General features: G+C 50.7%; 13 protein-coding genes and 1 pseudogene. 9 read left to right on the forward strand and 5 right to left on the reverse strand.

The window, feature by feature from the left end:
• On the forward strand, positions 1 to 895 hold an 895-nt coding region (locus IQ260_RS12460; RefSeq protein ID WP_193993436.1), incomplete at its 5' end, for a glycosyltransferase family 2 protein.
• On the opposite strand, the gene IQ260_RS12465 is transcribed toward IQ260_RS12460, so the two are convergent.
• From IQ260_RS12465 to hpsE (IQ260_RS12475), 3 genes are read right to left on the reverse strand one after another with little or no spacing between them, the layout of a single operon-like run.
• On the reverse strand, positions 841 to 1,737 hold the full coding sequence (locus IQ260_RS12465; protein ID WP_193993437.1) for a sulfotransferase family protein: 897 nt from the start codon (positions 1,735 to 1,737) through the stop codon (positions 841 to 843). The genes IQ260_RS12460 and IQ260_RS12465 overlap by 55 nt on opposite strands.
• A 35-nt stretch (positions 1,738 to 1,772) precedes the next feature.
• Positions 1,773 to 2,732, reverse strand: a complete 960-nt coding sequence (gene hpsE / locus IQ260_RS12470) for a hormogonium polysaccharide biosynthesis glycosyltransferase HpsE (protein ID WP_193993438.1) — start codon at positions 2,730 to 2,732, stop codon at positions 1,773 to 1,775.
• Positions 2,733 to 2,779: 47 nt separating this feature from the next.
• Positions 2,780 to 3,787 (reverse strand): hormogonium polysaccharide biosynthesis glycosyltransferase HpsE, encoded by a 1,008-nt coding sequence (hpsE, locus tag IQ260_RS12475; RefSeq protein ID WP_193993439.1) that lies wholly within the window; start codon positions 3,785 to 3,787, stop codon positions 2,780 to 2,782.
• 720 nt (positions 3,788 to 4,507) lie between these two features.
• Here hpsE (IQ260_RS12475) and nrdJ point away from each other — a divergent pair.
• The 4 genes from nrdJ (at position 4,508) to IQ260_RS12500 (ending at position 12,682) form a co-directional block, all read left to right on the forward strand.
• On the forward strand, positions 4,508 to 9,040 hold the full coding sequence (gene nrdJ, locus IQ260_RS12485) for a ribonucleoside-triphosphate reductase, adenosylcobalamin-dependent (protein WP_193993440.1): 4,533 nt from the start codon (positions 4,508 to 4,510) through the stop codon (positions 9,038 to 9,040).
• Positions 9,041 to 9,252: 212 nt separating this feature from the next.
• Positions 9,253 to 9,927, forward strand: a complete 675-nt coding sequence (locus tag IQ260_RS12490) for an NfeD family protein (protein WP_193993441.1) — start codon at positions 9,253 to 9,255, stop codon at positions 9,925 to 9,927.
• Between the two features lie 32 nt (positions 9,928 to 9,959).
• The gene (locus IQ260_RS12495; RefSeq protein ID WP_193993442.1) at positions 9,960 to 11,429 is read left to right on the forward strand and encodes a flotillin family protein; all 1,470 of its coding nucleotides are present in this window, start codon (positions 9,960 to 9,962) and stop codon (positions 11,427 to 11,429) included.
• Entirely contained in the window at positions 11,429 to 12,682 is a 1,254-nt protein-coding gene (locus tag IQ260_RS12500; RefSeq protein WP_193993443.1) for a flotillin family protein, read from the forward strand. Before IQ260_RS12495 ends, IQ260_RS12500 begins: the two co-directional genes overlap by 1 nt.
• Positions 12,683 to 12,780: 98 nt before the next feature.
• On the opposite strand, the gene IQ260_RS12505 is transcribed toward IQ260_RS12500, so the two are convergent.
• A complete protein-coding gene (locus IQ260_RS12505) occupies positions 12,781 to 14,445 on the reverse strand; it encodes a Ppx/GppA phosphatase family protein (RefSeq protein WP_193993444.1) in 1,665 nt (554 codons plus the stop codon).
• Positions 14,446 to 14,764: 319 nt separating this feature from the next.
• Between IQ260_RS12505 and IQ260_RS12510 the strand changes: the two genes are divergently transcribed.
• Positions 14,765 to 15,451: a Bax inhibitor-1/YccA family protein gene (locus IQ260_RS12510; RefSeq protein WP_193993445.1), complete on the forward strand. Its 687-nt coding sequence runs from the start codon at positions 14,765 to 14,767 to the stop codon at positions 15,449 to 15,451.
• A gap of 69 nt (positions 15,452 to 15,520) precedes the next feature.
• Here IQ260_RS12510 and IQ260_RS12515 read toward each other — a convergent pair whose 3' ends face one another.
• Positions 15,521 to 16,129, reverse strand: coding sequence for a ParA family protein (locus tag IQ260_RS12515; RefSeq protein WP_193993446.1), 609 nt, complete (start codon positions 16,127 to 16,129; stop codon positions 15,521 to 15,523).
• 70 nt (positions 16,130 to 16,199) lie between these two features.
• Here IQ260_RS12515 and tsaE point away from each other — a divergent pair, with 70 nt between their 5' ends.
• From tsaE to IQ260_RS12530, 3 genes and pseudogenes are all read left to right on the forward strand, one after another.
• Entirely contained in the window at positions 16,200 to 16,694 is a 495-nt protein-coding gene (tsaE, locus tag IQ260_RS12520; protein WP_228015942.1) for a tRNA (adenosine(37)-N6)-threonylcarbamoyltransferase complex ATPase subunit type 1 TsaE, read from the forward strand.
• Positions 16,669 to 17,130, forward strand: a complete 462-nt coding sequence (locus tag IQ260_RS12525; RefSeq protein ID WP_193993447.1) for an EVE domain-containing protein — start codon at positions 16,669 to 16,671, stop codon at positions 17,128 to 17,130. The genes tsaE and IQ260_RS12525 overlap by 26 nt, the downstream gene beginning before the upstream one ends.
• A 141-nt stretch (positions 17,131 to 17,271) precedes the next feature.
• Positions 17,272 to 17,918, forward strand: a pseudogene (locus IQ260_RS12530) (ammonium transporter); the annotation flags it as partial.

Here is a 17,918-nt window from a genome sequence, read left to right on the forward strand (position 1 = left end):
CTGTGAAGACTATATCAAAACTTTTATCCAGTACTACCTTGACCAGGGCTTTGCCCATGTGGTGCTGATGGATAACGGCTCCACGGATAGCACCGTAGACCTAGCCTCGCAATACGAGCGAGTCACCGTTTTACAGTGTCTGCTGCCGTTTGGTCAATACAAGCGCCACATGTGCAACTACATGGCCTATCGATTTTCGGCCCACCACTGGTGTTTGCTGGCAGACTGTGACGAGTTTTTTGATTACCCAGGGTCTGAGCACATAGACCTATCTCAGCTGATGCAGTATCTCAATCACACCCATGCCACAGCTGTGCTGGTACAAATGCTGGATATGTATCCTCAAACGGCCATTGCCCCTAATAATCAATCTGACGCAAACTTTCGGGAGGCTCACCATTGGTTTGAAGTCGATACTCTAGTCCCCAAACCCATTCCACCGGGGTTAGACAATTCTTTACCCAACTCCGATCTACATCTCAACTACGGGGGTGTCCGTCAGCGCATTTTTAATGCATCGCCATTGCTGTCGAAATTTTCGTTGATTAAACCCGATCGCTATTTGCACCTAGTCGGTCTGCACCTGGTGAGCTGGGCCCAGATAGCCGATCTTTCCTGCGTGGTTTACCACTATAAATTTTTGGCTGGCTTTTCCCAACGGGTCACCCAAGCCATTGATCAAGGCCAGTATTACCAAGGCTCAGCCGAATACAAACAGTATCAGGCCAAGCTCTCAGAGACCGAAGGGTTGAGGCTATGGCATCAAACATCGATTGCCCTAGAAAATCCACAGCAGTTAGTCGAACTCGGAGTATTGACCATTAGCGATCGCTATCTTAGCTACTGTACGGAAACCGATGCATCCGCTTCACTCTCTTCACTGACCCCTCCCTGACCAAAGATATCTAGGTCAGTTTGGGCAATGCGTTCCAAAACATGCCGCTGTTGAGCCGGGTCCAAAAGAGTATGAAATTTTTTACCGCCCGTGGTTTGGATAGCAGCTTGATTGAGTCCCTTCCAGTTTTCACGACGACGGACCAGTCCTTGAGACGTGTGTTGATAGCGGGTCAACATAGTCGCCTCAAAGCTAACTCCCAGAAATTGGCACAGCTGCTGGATCTCAACTTCTGTCGAGTCGACTAGCGTTTCGTAGCGTACAACTGTGTGGTTAGGCTGAGCTAGATAGCGGCGGCTAATGGCCACATCATTAATCCAGCGATCAATACAGCCCTCTAAACCCTCAAAGTACTGACCCCAAATTTGGGGATGGCGCTGGCAGAGATCGTAAAGCGAGGCAATCGTATCCGTACCATTGCGAACAATGTGAATAATTTTTGCCTGGGGTAGATACCGCTGGATATCACTGATTGAATGGAGGTGCTCAGGCGTTTTTTCCAGCCAAATGTGTTTGCCCTGGCGCTGGGCTAACTGACTCAGAATACGGTCAAAGCCAGCCACATAGGAGCGCACAAAGGGTAGTTTGGGCAGTGTGAGGTCAGGCGCATCCACCTCATCTAAAAAACGTTTAAGGGTAGGTTTGATATCCGCACTCGCCAGTCCTAATTTGTAGCGGCGAGATTTTTGCCTGGGCTCCGCGATCAGCCGTAGAAAAAATTTGGATTCTGGAAACGATGAGATCGCACTGTGGCTGGCCAATAGGCTCTGCAATAACGTCGTCCCCGAACGAGGACACCCCACAATAAAAATGCAGCCGGTTGACGTAACTCTTGAAAACAAGGGATTTAGTCCTCTTTAAAGCTGAATATAGACCATTAGACAGACTGATTACGCCACCGTTTAAACAAATAGGCAAATGGGCTCTTTAGGTTGCCAATGTGAAACGCTAGCAAGCAATCCGCCTCCACTGTTGCCGTTGACCGGTACCGATATTTTGTCAGATGGGCAATAATGCGCTTCAGACTGCCGAGCAAAGATTTGAGTAACAAAAACGGACGTTTCCACCCCACTGTCTCAATCATCAACAGATCACAGGTACACAAACCATAGCTATGGGTCAGGGACCTGAGATAGGACCGCTCTAATCTAGCCTTGGGAATAAAATGCTTAATGGTCGTGTAGGGGTTGTACCAAATTTCCCAGCCTGCCTTAGCCATCCGCCAGGATATTTCTGAATCGTCTGCCCCCCGAGTATGGCGCACCAAAACAGGGGGAATACATTGCGCCCAGGCATCGCGTCGAACCACCAGGCCAGCCCCTGGTGGAAACTGTAGCTGCTCAATGGGATAGCGATGAGGCTGCTCGCCGCGATCTCGAATAGCCAGAAACCCCAGCAACGGTTCCACCTCTGTCGGCAGTTCAGTTTCAAAGACGCCAGTAATACGGCCACCAAAGGCCCCTGCGCAAGGATATTGGCGACCAAACGCAACGACCTGATTTATCCAATCACAAGGCGGCCAGTTGTCATCATCCAAAAAGGCAACTAGCCTACCATCCGAACTATCCATACCGCATTGTCGGGCATAGGCCAGCCCCTGCTGCGGTTCAAAAACATAGCTGAGGTGTGGGTCAGTCGGCCAATGGTTTTGATACTGACGCACCACATCTGCCGTGGCATCGTCACTATTGTTATCTACCACCCATATATCCCAAGCAATATCGCTAGTAACCACCTGGTTCAGTAAACAATCTAGAACCGCCGGGATACGCTTTGCCCCGTTGTATGTCGGCAGCACCACGGATAGGGTTATCGGACCTGACGCAGGACATGTCATCGATAAAAGCCCACTAAAACAAGTGAGAGCTAACAGCGCACCATCAGCTAGCGCATTCGGCGCTTAATCAGAATGCCCCAAATATAAAAAGGACTCATCAAACTACTGAGATATAGCTGTAGCTCACAGGCAGACACAGTATGGGTTTTAAGCAGTCCACGATAGGTTAACAAATGATGTAAAGCTCTACACAGATCGTTTATCCCATAGACCCAAAACATAAACGGCCGCTGCCATAACGGCATGGTGAGCATGCGAGTCACGTGACGGCTGAGACCGATGCCACGAAAAAAGGACAGCAGATAACTACGCTGTAGCCGATGGGCTGGAATCTGATGCCAGACCTTCATGGCTGGATTGTGCCAAATTTCCCAGTTGCCTCTGCGAATATGGGAAATGGCCTCCAAGTCCTCACCAGTCAGCATTTGCTCGTCGTGGCGACCCGTCAAAATCAGCTGCTCAGGCACGTTATTGAGCCAGGCTCTACGGCGCACAACCAGACCTGCAGACGGGGGCAATACCCGTAGGCGAGGCTGATAGACATGGGCGGTATCGCCCCGCTGGGTGAGGGCAAAAAATGACTGAATCCGATGAAAGTCATCGGGAAGTGCACCTTCGAACTGACCATGGATCTGACTACCATAGGCACCCACTAAGGGGTGCGCCTGACCAAACTTAAAGGCAGTCACCACCCAATCATCAGCGGGCAAATTATCGTCATCCAAAAAACCAACTAGCTCACTTTTAGATTTCTTCATCGCCAGCTGCCGAGCATAGGCTGCCCCCTGACGCCCCTCAAAAAAGTATCGCAGCGGAAATTCTGACGGCCAGTTTTGCTGATATTGTCGAACAACAGCAGCTGTAGCATCGCTGCTGTTATTGTCAATCACAAAAACTTCCCACCGTAACTGTTGGGTGCCAATCTGCTGTTGTAGTCGAGCAAGTACAGCCGGAATGCGCTGGGCACCGTTATAAGTGCAAATAGCAATTGTGAAATCACATGGCCGACGCACTGTCACTGTAGAAGGAGAGGACAACACTACTGAATAGCTCATGGGCAATGGGTAGATTCACAGCATTAAATACAAAGGAAGTAGAACTAACTTCGGCAAAATCCTGAAAAGGAATTAGCCAGTCGTAACACAGGAAACCATAGCCATGCGCCAGAAGCATGCCTCACCTACCATTATGTATGGATACTGTTAATCTGAGTGTTCACTACTATCCATAATAGCTAGCCTATTCTGGAGCTTGCTGGTAGATTCGGCGATAATCATCAGCCGTTTGACCACTTTTCGGATTGCCCTCCTACGACAGGATTGCAAAGCGAGCCTACAAGTCTTAATTAATCTGGGCGTTTATGTCTGGTCTAGACACTTACTTTAATAGATAAGGCTATGCGCAGATGTTCTAAGCTTAGCGGTTAATCCTTGACAACAACGTAGGTTTCCCCCGTTAACCCGTGTTCTTGCATTCGACAGTTAGTTTTGATGGTTAAAACTGACTGATTTTTTTAGCAATTAGTTCTCCAGATTGAGAAATCACTACATCTAGCGTTCGTCCTAAAGACAAGACGCTAGTTTTTTTTAAGTAGGGGTGTTAGGCTTTACTTCCATGTGATCTAGCATATCTAGAGTGTTAACAAATATTAGGGCCACCATGAGCGCTATATGTGCTGTTTTTGGCTTCGCTGGCGCGTATATGCCCCATCGTTAACGACCACATTCCACATACTGCACTGAAGTATCTCAAAATTCGCAAGGAAGTTCGGACGAATGGTTCAAGAGTTAGAACGGCTACGAACGAAAACGCCTTTTCCTGAAACTGCACCAGCAGCCTATCCCGTGTTTTACCGTACCTACAGTCGCCGTCTGGATAACGGCCAGCGGGAGTCATGGTATGACGTGTGCGATCGCACCCTGGGCGGCCTTGTGGAATTGGGTCAGTTGACCGCTGATGAGAAGAACTTAGTGCAGCGCATGCAGCGGGAATTAAAGGCACTGCCGTCAGGTCGGTGGCTTTGGGTCGGTGGCACTGAATGGAGTAAACAGCAGAAAAATTTCTCGGGAGCCTATAACTGCACCAGCACCAATGTGGTGGACTGGCGCTCCTTTGGATTAATGATGGATCTGGCCATGATGGGCTGTGGCACAGGCGCAATGCTAGAGCCCAAGTACATCGATCAGCTGCCAGTGATTCGTAACCGACTGAGCATCACCATGACCGGTGATGTGGGCGCAACACCTTCAGGTCAGCGTCGTGAGGAAACTGAGGTAACGATTGACGGCAACCGCGTGGAGATCCATGTAGGCGACAGCCGTAATGGCTGGGTGATGTCGTATCAGAAAATTTTGGAACTCTCCAGTAATGAGCACTTCACTGGAGATGTGGAGGTCATTGTTGACCTGAGTGATGTCCGTCCGGCAGGTGAGAAGCTCAAAGGATTTGGCGGTATGGCCAATCCAGTAAAGCTACCGGGTCTGTACGCGCGCTGCGCCAAAATATTGAATAAAGCCATCGGTCGTCAGCTCACCTCCATCGAGTGCTGCTTGCTGATCGACGAAGCGGCTGCCTGCGTGGTAGCCGGAAATATACGACGGTGCCTGCCCGAAGATGCGTTAGTACACACGGCTAAAGGACTGATACCTATTAAGAATGTGAAGGTAGGCGATCGGGTGCAGACACCCATAGGTTTTCGTCCGATCGTCGCAAAATTTGACCAAGGGCAACAGGCCGTTTACGAGCTAGAGACCAATGCTACGCCCCTAAGGTCAACGCTCAATCACCGCCATGCCGTATTGGCTGATGCTCAGGGACAAATTGAGTGGAAACATGCTGGTGTGCTGGCTAGCGGCGACCGATTGATGCACAGTACACAGATTTTGCCAGGAACCACGACCCGTCTGCCTGCTGATTTTACCGAAGCACGACCTGAGCAAAGTCGGACCGCTAAGCCGTTAATAATTCCTGATCGGACCGCTAAGCCGTTAATAATTCCTGATTTGACGCCTGACGTCGCCTGGCTGATTGGCTTTACTCACGGAGATGGTTATATAGCCCTGGGTCGTAATAAATATGACAAACCCTATGGTCGAGTTGAGTGGGCAATGAACAGCTTGAGTGAGGAGACAGCTAGGCTACAGCAGCAGCTAGATGTTAGCCTGGCTGAATTTGGCCTCACTGTTCATCATGGTAGGGTCAGGGGCGAAAACACAGCTAAGTCAGTGTGCTCTTCAATCCGACTTGCTGAATACTTTCATCGCTATATCAAGCAGGCTGGTCAACCGCTGAACGTTCCTAGCTTTGTTCTGCAAGGTTCGATAGAAGTGCGAGCAGCCTATCTAGCAGGCTTAATGGACAGTGACGGCGCAGTAGCAAACCGTCCTCCCCACTTATTGACCAGCGTGTATCGAGGCTTTGTCCGACAAGTAGGTGCGGTACTTTCGAGCCTGGGGATTGCTGGACGACTAACCATTGTTCGCCCAAAAGAGGAAAGCTGGCAGGTCAAGTACAACCTGACGATTCCGGCGTTGAAGGGTAAGTACAATAGCTTAATTGCCCCTTACTCCGCTAAGGGTGAACTGCGCCAGGGACTGAAAATGTACGGTTTTACAGTTCCAGGACAGCTTATGCGAAATGTCTACACCTACAGCGAAATGCGGGAGATGGGTTTCGAGGGCAGCCGAACAACCGACGCCAACTATGAACGATACAGTGCCGAATCCGAAGTCGAGCTAGACATTCCGGTTACCTTTAGAGGCATTGGTACTTACGATGAGGTCCAAACCTACGACATTGAAGTTGAAGAAGCCCATTGCTTCTATGTCAATGGCTACTTAACTCACAACAGTGCAGGCATGCGTCAGTTTGATAGCCATGATGAGCTAGCGGCCAATGCCAAGGACAATCTATGGCAACAGGACGCTGAGGGCAACTGGCGGATTGACCCAGAACGGGATGCGCTGCGGATGGCCAACCACACGCGGGTTTTCCATGCCAAGCCTTCTCTAGAGGAAATGACCGCTGCGGTCCGTAAGCAGTTTTACTCAGGCGAGGGGGCGATTCAATGGGCTGGCGAGGCCGAGCGTCGAGCACAGGGTAAAGGTCGTTACGGACTGAACCCCTGTGTGACAGCTGATACCTGGGTGCATACCGACGAGGGGCCACGGAAGGTTAAAGATTTAATCGGCCAGCAACACAGCACTTATGTCAACGGGGAATTGTTTAGCACCACCGCTGCTGGCTTCTTCTTTTCGGGTAAGAAGCCAGTCGTCAAGCTAGTGACTCAGGAAGGGCAATCGCTACGACTCACTGAGAACCACCGTGTTCTCAAAGTAACGGCTCAGACGCAGAAAAAGCAGTATACCGAATGGGTTCAGGCGGGTGAACTTCGACCGGGCGACTACGTTCTTCTGCATGACCATCGCAATCTTCAAGGTTGGGACGGAGAGGGCACCTATGAAGAAGGTTGGCTATTGGGGAGCCTAATCGGGGATGGCAGCCTTGCTGAAACCCAGTGGAATGATACTGGCATTCTTCGCTATTGGGAGAATTCTCAAGACGAGATGAGTCAGTATGCTGTACAGCTTTTAGAAACGACTGTTGGTTACAGTAAACGAACGAACGAAGCTCACTATCACAAGCAACTCAAGCATCGAGTCATCAACTCAACGGGGCTGGCAACGCTAGCAAGCTCCTACAATGTCACAAGAGAAAGCAAAGAAGTTAGTGACGCTATAGAGCAGGCTAGCTACGAATTTTATCGCGGCTTTTTGAGGGGGATTTTTGACGCAGATGGCAGTGTACAGGGAACGCAAATTAAAGGCGTCAGCGTTCGCTTAGCACAGAGCAACCTGTCCAACCTGCAAGCGATCCAAAGAATGCTGTCTCGTTTGGGAATCGTAGCTAAGGTTTATCAGGAGCGTCGCCCAGAAGGCTATCGGATGCTGCCAGACGCTCAGCGCCAACCTGCTGAATATCTGTGTAAAGCACAGCACGAACTAGTTATCAGCAAAGATAATCTTGATTATTTCCAGCAACTTATCGGTTTTCGGGAGCCGCAAAAAGCAGCCAAGTTAGACGAGCTACTCTCTGGATATAAACGTCAGCTAAATCGTGAGCGGTTCACAGCAACCGTGCAGTCTATCGAGGCAGACGGTGTTGAGCCGGTTTACGACTGCACCGTACCTGGCCCGGCTTGTTTTGATGCCAATGGTTTTGTAGCCCACAACTGCGGTGAAATCCTGGGGCAAAATTTCCACTGTAATTTGGCGGAAATCCATCTCAATCAGTTAGATCCTAAAAATCTTCAGGAGCAGGAAGATGCTTTTCGGGCTGGCGGTATTGCAGTCGCGGCATTGCTCAATCACCAGTTTATTGAGCCTCGCTATCAGCAGTCTCGGCTAGAAGACCCCATTGTGGGCGTATCGTTTACCGGTCTGTTTGACTTTTTTGTGCGGGCCTTTGGCGTTGAGTGGCTCAACTGGTGGGAAGCGGGTCGTCCGAATACAATTCAGGGTGTAGAGTTTAAGGCCAAAGAGCAGGCGTATCTGAGCCGCTGGAAAACCATCGTCCATGAAACGGTGTGGGAGTATTGCGATCGCAACCATATCCCCCGACCCAACCGCTGCACCACCGTACAGCCCGCCGGTACCAAAAGCCTGCTTAGCGGTGCCTCCTCTGGCTGGCATCCCCCCAAGTCCCAGCGGTTTATCCGCCGCATCACCTTCCGCAAGGATGACCCAGTAGCCAAAGCCTGCATCGACTATGGCTACTCGGTGATTCCATCCCAGTCCGACAAGGACGAAAACGGCAACCTGCTCAACGACCCGTTTGATCCTCGCTGCACCGAGTGGCTAGTAGAGATGCCGGTAGAAGTTCCCTGGGCTAACCTACCTGGAGCGGATGTTGTCGCTATCGAAAAATTCTCGGCCCTGGCCCAGTTTGACTTCTACATGCAGGTGCAGCGGCACTACACTGCCCACAACACCTCGGCCACCATTGAGTTTCGTGAAAACGAAATTGAGCCCCTGGCCGAGCGTATCCACCAGGCTATCGAAAATGATGAAGGTTATATTTCGTCAGCGCTGCTAGCCCGGTTTGATGACCTGCAAACTTTCCCTCGTCTGCCTTTTGAACCCATTGACAAGGCCCGGTATGAGGAGCTGTGCAGCGAAGTCGTTGCCCGTCGGACAACCGAGAATTTCCATGCGGCTCTCGAACAGTACGACGCGGGTGAGCTAATCGAGGCCGGGCCTGCAGGCTGCGATTCTGATAAGTGTCTGCTGCCTGAAAAGAAGCCTAGTTAAGCAGGTGCCTTTCGACTCAAGGCATCGCTGACAACTCAAGTTTCAGCTTGGAAAGAAGCCTATGCTTCATCTCCAGTTGACTACAACCAGGCACTCCTGAGGGGGTGCCTTTTTCTATACTCAGCGGCCTTGAATCGTTAAAAATTATCAGGAATTGCTAGGTCACAGACTGTATCTGACTATCACTAGGGAATGAACCCTAAGGAGAACCTGTGCAGTCAGTTTATTGGTTTTGTTTTGTTATCGGTGGCGTGTTTGTTGCGATCGCAACCCTAGGCGGCTCCGGTGACGCAGATTTCGATGCCGATGCCGATGTTGACTTTGATGCAGATTTTGACGCGGATGCAGATTTCGATTTAGACGGCGATCTAGATCTAGACGGAGATGCTCCAGACGTAGACTTCGATGCTCAAGTAGACACCGACCTCCAGCTCCTACGGAAGGTTAAGGGAGCCTACATTTTTAGCCTTAACATCCTGACCAGCTTCAAATTCTGGACCGTTGGCGGATTTTTCTTTGGCCTCACTGGTCTGGGTCTCGGCTGGGTTCAGCCTAACTGGCCCACCTCGCTCATCTTCATTACCGCTTTAATCATGGGCATTTTGCTAGGAGGTACCTTGGCAATTGCCCTACGCCACCTGGCCCGTCGCCATACCGATAGCCTCATCCGCACCTCAGACTTTGCTGGACGAGTCGGTATCGTTGAATTGCCCTTTGACACTAACAGTAAAGGCAAAGTGCGGTTAGAACTACGCGGTAGCGTATTGCACATGATGGCACTCACAGACGACACCAAACAGTTTGTTCCAGGCGACAAAGTCCTGATCGTCAACGTTGAGAACAACCGCCTTTGGGTTGTCTCCGACGAAACCGCTGCCCAGCGCTGAACTCTAGTCTAAATAGTTTGCAAATTTACACCATGACACATACTCCATTGCTGCTGGGGCAGGCTGCGCCAGCCGTTAAGCAGACAGAGCAGACATCGACCCAGGCTGAAACCAGACCTGCCGAAACAGTTAGTTACGAAATCGCCCAGGCGTTGCCGCTCCAGAGCAGTCAAAGTACCGCTCAAGTGGGTACTGTTCTGGGGGGCAGTGCCCTAGTTCTGGGTTTAATCGGCGTTGGCGCGCTGATGATCATTCTCAAGACCTGTCTACGCATCTGCAACCCAAACCAGATTTTGATTATCTCGGGTCGCCAGTACAAAAACAGAAACGGCCAAACCGTTGGTTATCGGGTTGTCTTTGGGGGGCGCACATTAGTGGTCCCCATCATCGAGCGGGTACAGAGCATGGATATGACCACCATGCCCATTCCAGTCGAAGTGACCAATGCCTATGCCAAAGGGGGCACACCGCTAAATATTCAGGCCATCGCCAATGTCAAAATTTCCAGCAATCGCAGCGTTGTCGGTAACGCCATCGAGCGCTTTTTGGGCCGCAACCGTTCCGAAATTCGTCGGGTGGTGCGAGAAACCCTAGAAGGTAATCTGCGGGGCGTGGTGGCACTACTAACACCGGAGCAGGTCAACGAAGACCGCATGAACTTTGCTGAACGCATTGCCGCTGATGTGGCCAAAGACCTCAGTAAATTAGGACTGCATCTGGATACGCTAAAAATTCAAAGCGTCACCGATGATATGGACTACCTCAGCTCCATTGGCCGCCGTCAAATTGCCAATATTATCCGCGATGCGGAAATTGCCGAATCGGAGGCCGTGGGTGAGGCCGACCGGATTGAAGCCGACTGTCAAAAGCAGGCCGAAGTGGCTAAAACCCAGGCTCTCACGGTCGTGCAGCAACGCCAAAACGAGCTGCGCAAAATCAAAGCGGAGCTAGAAGAGCGGGCCAAATCTGAAGAGGAACGTACCGCTGCTGCCGCCAAAGAATCTCGCGCTCGAGCCGAACAACAGCTCCAGACCGTACGAGCCGAACTGGAACGACTACGTCTAGAAGCAGATGAAGTGTTACCGGCCCAGGCAGCCAGGCATGCCCAAGAACTATACGCTAAGGGCCAAGCCGCAGCTCTCGAAGAAAATGCAAAGGCTGCCGCCCTAGTCAACGATATGCTGGCAGACGTTTGGGCTGAAACTGGCACCGATGCTACTCAGGTATTCTTGATCCAACAGATTGACATGGTGCTGAAAGAAGCCGCTAAAATTCCCGGTCATATTCATCTCAAAAATGTCAACGTCATCGACAACGGCGACGGTAAAGCCATCGCCAGCCTTGTCAATGTGTACCCTGACGTCGTACGTCAGTTCCTCAAGCAGGTGGATGACACCTTGGGCATCGACGTTACCGGTACCCTGCACCAACATTTAGACTTTCAGCATCGTTTGGAACCCGCTTCAACAACCGCAGCTCCCACCATAGAGGACCATCACTAATGCCAGGTTTAGTTTTTTTACTCGTTATTCTCGGCGGTGGTTCTGGGGTAATCTCCCTGATCATTCGCAATCTCTACTACATTTGTCAGCCCAATGAAGTGCTGATCTTTGCAGGTGCTCAACAGCGTCTCGGCCAAAAAACCATCGGCTACCGTCTGGTCAAAGGGGGAAGTAGTATTCGAAAGCCCCTAGTCGAAAAGGCGCTACGTATGGATCTAACTAACATGATCATCGAGCTGCAGGTCACCAATGCCTACTCTAAAGGCGGTATTCCACTCCAGGTAGACGGCGTGGCCAACATCAAGGTCGCGGGTGAAGAACCCACCATCCACAATGCCATTGAGAGACTGTTGGGCAAAAGTCGAAAAGAGATTGAAAAGATCGCTAAAGAGACTTTAGAAGGTAACCTTCGGGGTGTTCTTGCCAGCCTGACGCCAGAACAGGTAAACGAAGACAAAATTGCCTTTGCCAAAAGTCTCTTGGATGAGGCAGAAGAAGATCTCGAAAAGCTAGGGTTGGTCCTCGACACGCTGCAAATTCAAAACATTTCTGACAACGTGCGCTACCTCGACTCCATCGGTCGTAAGCAGCAGGCACAGCTTCAGCGGGATGCTCGCATCGCCGAGGCCGAAGCCAAGGCAGCTTCAGCCATCCAAACAGCAGAAAATGAGAAAATTACCTCCGTCCGGCGTATTGACCGTGACACCGGTATTGCCGAAGCGGAGGCAGAACGCCGCATCCAAGATGCCCTGACTAAACGGGGTGCAGTTGTCGCTGAAGTAGAGGCCGAAATTGCGTCTGAACTGGTGCGTTTTCAGGCCGACATTCCGGTTCAGCAGGAGCGCATTAAGCAAGTTACTGAACAGCTCAAGGCAGACGTGATTGCTCCAGCCGAAGCGGAATGTAAGCGGGCCATTGCTGCGGCTAAGGGAGATGCTGCCCAGATTATCGAGGATGGTAAAGCCCAAGCTGAAGGTACTAAAAAGCTAGCTGAGTCCTGGCGTGCCGCTGGGGAAAATGCCCGCGATATTTTCTTGCTGCAAAAGCTGGAAACGCTGCTAAAAACCCTCAGTGCCACAGTCCCTGATGTCGATGTGCAAAATGTCACTGTGATCGATAGTCAAACTGGAGGTACGGCTAAGCAAGCGATCGCAATTATGGAGCAGCTCAAGCAAACCACCGGATTAGACCTTGCTAATGTGGTCAACAATCTCGCCAGTGGCAGCTCTCAGCAATTGCCAGAAGGCAAGTAGGGATACCCCAGATAGCTGAACGCGACCCAAAACGCGACCCAACAAGGCCCCAGGGAGATACTGTCTCCCTGGGGCCTTGTATTAGGAAAAAAGTTTGGCTAGGTGACAGCCTGAGTCACTAAGGTCACCTTAAAGTCTTGCTCAAAGCAGGCTTTTTTATCATTGACGCTCCAGACTTCTAGCTCACAGGGATCGCCAGTATGGGCGGGAGTAAACGTCAGTGTAAGGGTACGGTTTTTGGATTTATAGGTGGTGTCGAAACTTGCGATCGCACCTAGCCTGCGTCGATCTAGACCCACAGCTACCCGCAACATAGCGCTGAGCTGACTGACAATTTTACGATTCTGCTTCGTCAATGCCTTGTAGGGCTCGTGCTTTAGTTTTGGGGCACTTTTTCGGTGATAGCGAGCAATATTCGCAATCAGCTCAATTTCAGTACTGGTAAACCCCAGTAGCTCCCCGTTACAAATTAGATAGTAAGAATGCTTATGGTGAGAACCATGGCTGACAAAGTGACCGCAGTTGTGCAGCACAGCCGCTGCCCATAAAACCTCCCGCTCCAGCGGCCCCCACTGGTGCAGCAGCCCACGAGTTTGGTCAAATAGCGCCAGGGCAAACTTTGCCACCAGTTCACCGTGGGGAGTATTAATCCGATACTTTCGCGCTGCTTTCATCACGCTCCGCTCTCTCACCGACTGCTGGTACTGCATCCGGTTTTCGATCAGACCGTGGGTCAGCATCCAATCCACCACCAGGCCTTCCCGCAGAGCATGTTCACAGATAGTGATTCGGTCCATACCTAGAGTGCGCATGGCCTCCTGCAAAATCACCGCTCCAGGCACAATGATTTCCGCTCGTCGGGCCGACATCTCCGGCAGCTTTAGCCGCTCACTAAAGCTCATGCGACGCAGTTTCTGAATGGCTTTCTCCAGCTCAGCCATCGTCATAGTGTAGCCATTCATCCGAGTGGGCACTGTTCCCAACTTCTCAATGGCCGTTAAGGTTGCCAAAGATTCAACCGTGCCGGATGTGCCAATCAATGACACAGATTCTCCCTCCGCCAGCTTGCTCTTCAGGGCCTCAATATTAGGCTCTATCCGACCTCGCACATAGGCCTGTAGCTGCAAAAATTCTTCTGTTTTGATAGGGTTCGTGGTGATCATCTGGGCATTGAGCCTAACAGCGCCCACCTTAGTGCTGCTAAGAAACCGATGGCGTTCACCTGTACCCAAAATAATCTCCGTGGACCCCCCCCCAATGTCAATGATGACATTGGGCTTACCATGGAGTTCCATGCCAGACAACACTCCCAGGTAAATCCGTCGGGCTTCTTCGAGCCCAGAAATAAGATTGATATCCAGCCCCACCTCTTGCTTGACCCGATCAATAAAGACTTGACCGTTACTCGCCTCACGGGTGGCGCTCGTAGCCACGGTCACAATGTCATTCGCTTGGTAGCTGTCAGCAATTTGTTTACACCGTTTTAGAGCCGCAATCCCTCGCTCCATGGCTTCTTCCGATAGGCAGTTAGTTCCTGGGCGGAAGTTACCCAAACGTACGGTATCTTTTTCACGACCAATAATGGTAAACGCTGGCAGCTCTGGTTGAATTTTGACCACAACCATATGGACTGAGTTAGTCCCAACATCAATAGCCGCTAAAATTCGATCCCCCTGAAGTGATTGCCGCAGTTCAATCGAGGTTTCTGACAGACCCGTGGTGTAGGCCATCGGATCTGATGCGACAGTGGCTGAATCGACCATGATAAATAATTACCCTAGGATGTTATCTATCTTACAGTTTTGGTACTTCTGCGGAGATCAACAATAAAAGACCTTAGTGGCAGCTTTATAGCTTGAAATCGGCATCTTTGTATTTTGAAACACGTTTTCCCAGGTCCCATGGGAGGAATGCTGGCAAAATTCTGCAGATGATGGTTGTCGCAGATTGCTGCAACGCTAAAGCAACCCAGAGCTTGGACAATTATGTTAGCCTCTGAGTGAAGGATCACCGATTGACAGACAATAGGGGCGCATGCCGTCAGAGTGATTGTCAATTTTTGCCTGTAGGAGGCACGTAGTTATGATTATGGTGGCTCAGGCTCGTCCGAGTGAGCGAGCAGAATTTATTAAACGGACCTACACCCATCTGGCTGGGGCGGTCGGTGCGTTTGTAGTCGTGGAATTTCTATTTTTCCAGCTGGGCATTGCCGAATTGCTAGCTCGAGTATTCCTCGGCGGTGGCCGGTTTGGCTGGCTGGCGTTGTTGGGTGGTTTTGCGCTGCTGGGCTATCTGGCTAGCAACATGGCGGCTAAAGCCGATGATGTGAACGCTCAGTATACGGGTCTGGGTCTGTACGTTGTGGGTGAGGCCATTATCTTTGCACCTTTGCTCTACGTAGCCGCCGCCTTTTCAGATCCATCGGTTATTCCCACTGCTGGCATTATTACCTTATTTCTATTCGGTGGTCTGACGGCGGTGGCCTTCACGTCGGGTAAGGATTTTGCTTTTTTGGGAGGCGTGCTCAAAATTGGCGGCATGGTGGCCCTCGGCCTGATCGTTTGCAGCCTCTTGTTTGGGTTTTCCCTAGGGCTATTCTTTTCGTTCTTTATGGTGGCCTTCGCCGCTGCAGCGATTTTGTACAAAACCTCTAATGTGATGCATCGCTACGCCACCAATCAGCATGTGGCCGCGTCGTTAGAGCTATTCGCTGCAGTCATGCTTCTGTTTTGGTACGTGCTGCGTATTTTAATGTCCTCTCGCCGTTAGAACAGCACCCCTATCTACATATTGACAACAAAGCCCCGGTCATCCGACCAGGGCTTTGTTTCGGAACTTTTACTTTCCTTGCATCAAATTCAGCATCTCATTCCCCACTGTCTTATAATCCTGCCATCCCCGTTCGGCTCGTGGGTCTTTAATGTCATAAACGGGGACACCTTGCATCGCTGCTTTTTGAAACGCCACCAAACGCCCAATACCGCTTTCGAAGATGGGAATGCCAGCTTCTTGCAACAGCTTTTTAACCTCACCCCCAGCTCGATTGGGTTTAGGGGGAATGGCGGTAATCAAGATTCGATACTGATGAGTTTGGATCGATTTGAGGTATTCAATCGTTAAGACCAGGGCATCTAGGGACAGAATATCTGGCATGGTAGGCAATACAAGCAAGTCACAGGTGTTGGCTAAGGCCGCTAAGTCCTCAGTGGTAGGGCGAGCCTGGGTATCGATAATAATGTGCTCATAGGCTTCACTCTGTGTTTCAGCCTGCCACGGATCAACGACGGCAAAGGGTAGCCCTCCACGCCCAGCCCAGCCCAGGGCAGAACGGTTGGGATCGGCATCGATCAGCAGTGTCCTGCCTCTGCCTTGGAAAAACGCAGCTAGGTGAATAGCGGTGGTGGTTTTGCCGACGCCACCCTTAAAGCTGGCTACCGTGATTATCATGGGCGTTGCTGATCTTCGTTAGATTAACGATACAGTTGGAGGGTTTTCCTTCCAACGTTAGTGACAGACAATGACTATTTCGATACAGCTACCGGATCTCAGGGCTACCCATCGCCTCGGGTGGCTGATGGGGCAGTGGTTGCCAGCAGGGACAGTACTGCTGCTATCAGGTCCTTTGGGCAGTGGTAAGACTACATTAACCCAAGGGATAGGGTCTGGTTTGGGGATAAGTCAAACCATCGATAGTCCTACGTTTACGTTGATCAACGAGTATCTGACTGGTCGCGTCCCTCTCTACCATGTGGATTTATATCGTTTGGAAGGCGCAGCTGCAGATAGCCTCTATTTGGAAACCTACTGGGATGGGGAAGAGGTAGAACCTGGAATACTGGTGATCGAGTGGGCTGAACGGTTACAGTATTTGCCGGAGCAGCCGATACGTCTTGATTTAGATTATGCGGGTGCTGGACGCCGGGCTGTGCTGCACTGGTCTGCAAGCAACGAGGTATGGAGTAACCTACAGGAGGTATTGAAACGCGATGAAGTACTGGTTGATGAAGTCTGAGCCCGATGTGTACAGCATTGATGACTTGAAACGCGATCGCAACGAACTTTGGGACGGTGTACGTAACTACCAGGCACGCAATTTTCTAAAGTCCATGGCTGTCGGCGACACGGCTTTCTTTTACCATTCCAATACCAAACCTCCTGGCATTGCCGGTCTGATGAAAATCAGCGAAGAAATGGTCGTTGATCCAACACAGTTTGACCACACCAGCAAATACTACGATGCCAAGTCCACCCCGGAGGATCCGCGCTGGCATACCGTGACTGTGACTTATCTTGAAACCTTTGAGCACTACATCAGTCTCAACGAACTCAAGGATAACTTTGCACCTGATGAGCTGCAGGTAGTCAAACGGGGTAACCGGCTGTCGGTCATGCCCATAACAGAGACCGTCGCCAATCGTATTTTGGCTCTCGCTAAATCATCTTTTTAAGCCAATCAAAGCATGGGAGAACACTCTCTTCTTGGGAAATATAGGACTATTACATAGTCGCACTTAGCCGCCTAATAGCAACGTCCACAGTTACAGCGCTAGTACTGGTTTAACGTGCATTCCTAGAGTGGGTTCTTCATCATGAGACAGTTTCATCGGCGTCGTCTGGGATGGCGACCTATCCTGCTATTGGCCGCTACAATTTGGTTGGTTTGGAATGGAGCTGTCATCGCCGCAGATAGTGCTCCTGAGCCCCTACCTGCATCCCTCCAAGTCACGGTAGATACGATGTGGGTATTGTTGTGCGCAGCCCTAGTATTCTTTATGAATGCCGGGTTTGCCATGTTAGAGACAGGCTTTTGTCAAAGTAAAAATGCCGTGAATGTACTCACCAAAAACCTAATTGTGTTTGGTGTTGTTTCTCTGTGCTTCTGGGCCGTGGGCTTTGCCATTATGTTTGGGGATGGGAATGCTGTCGTCGGCTATTCAGGATTCTTTTTACGGGGGCTAGATCTGAGCCCATTAACGGGGGAGCGCTATAGCGGTGTTTTTAGCTCCCTTGCTTGGGCCGGGATTCCATTAGATGCTAAGTTTTTTTTCCAACTAGTATTTGCAGGAGCGGCGGCCACAATTGTTTCAGGGGCCGTTGCTGAGCGTATTTCGTTCTTTGCCTTTTTTACGTTTAGCGCCATCTTGTCCCTGGTTATTTATCCGATGGTTGGCCATTGGATCTGGGGTGGTGGCTTTCTGCAGACCCTAGGGTTTCAGGATTTTGCAGGGGCTACCGT

The organism is Leptolyngbya cf. ectocarpi LEGE 11479 (genome assembly GCF_015207065.1).
Taxonomy (GTDB): Bacteria; Cyanobacteriota; Cyanobacteriia; order Phormidesmidales; family Phormidesmidaceae; genus Leptothoe; species Leptothoe ectocarpi.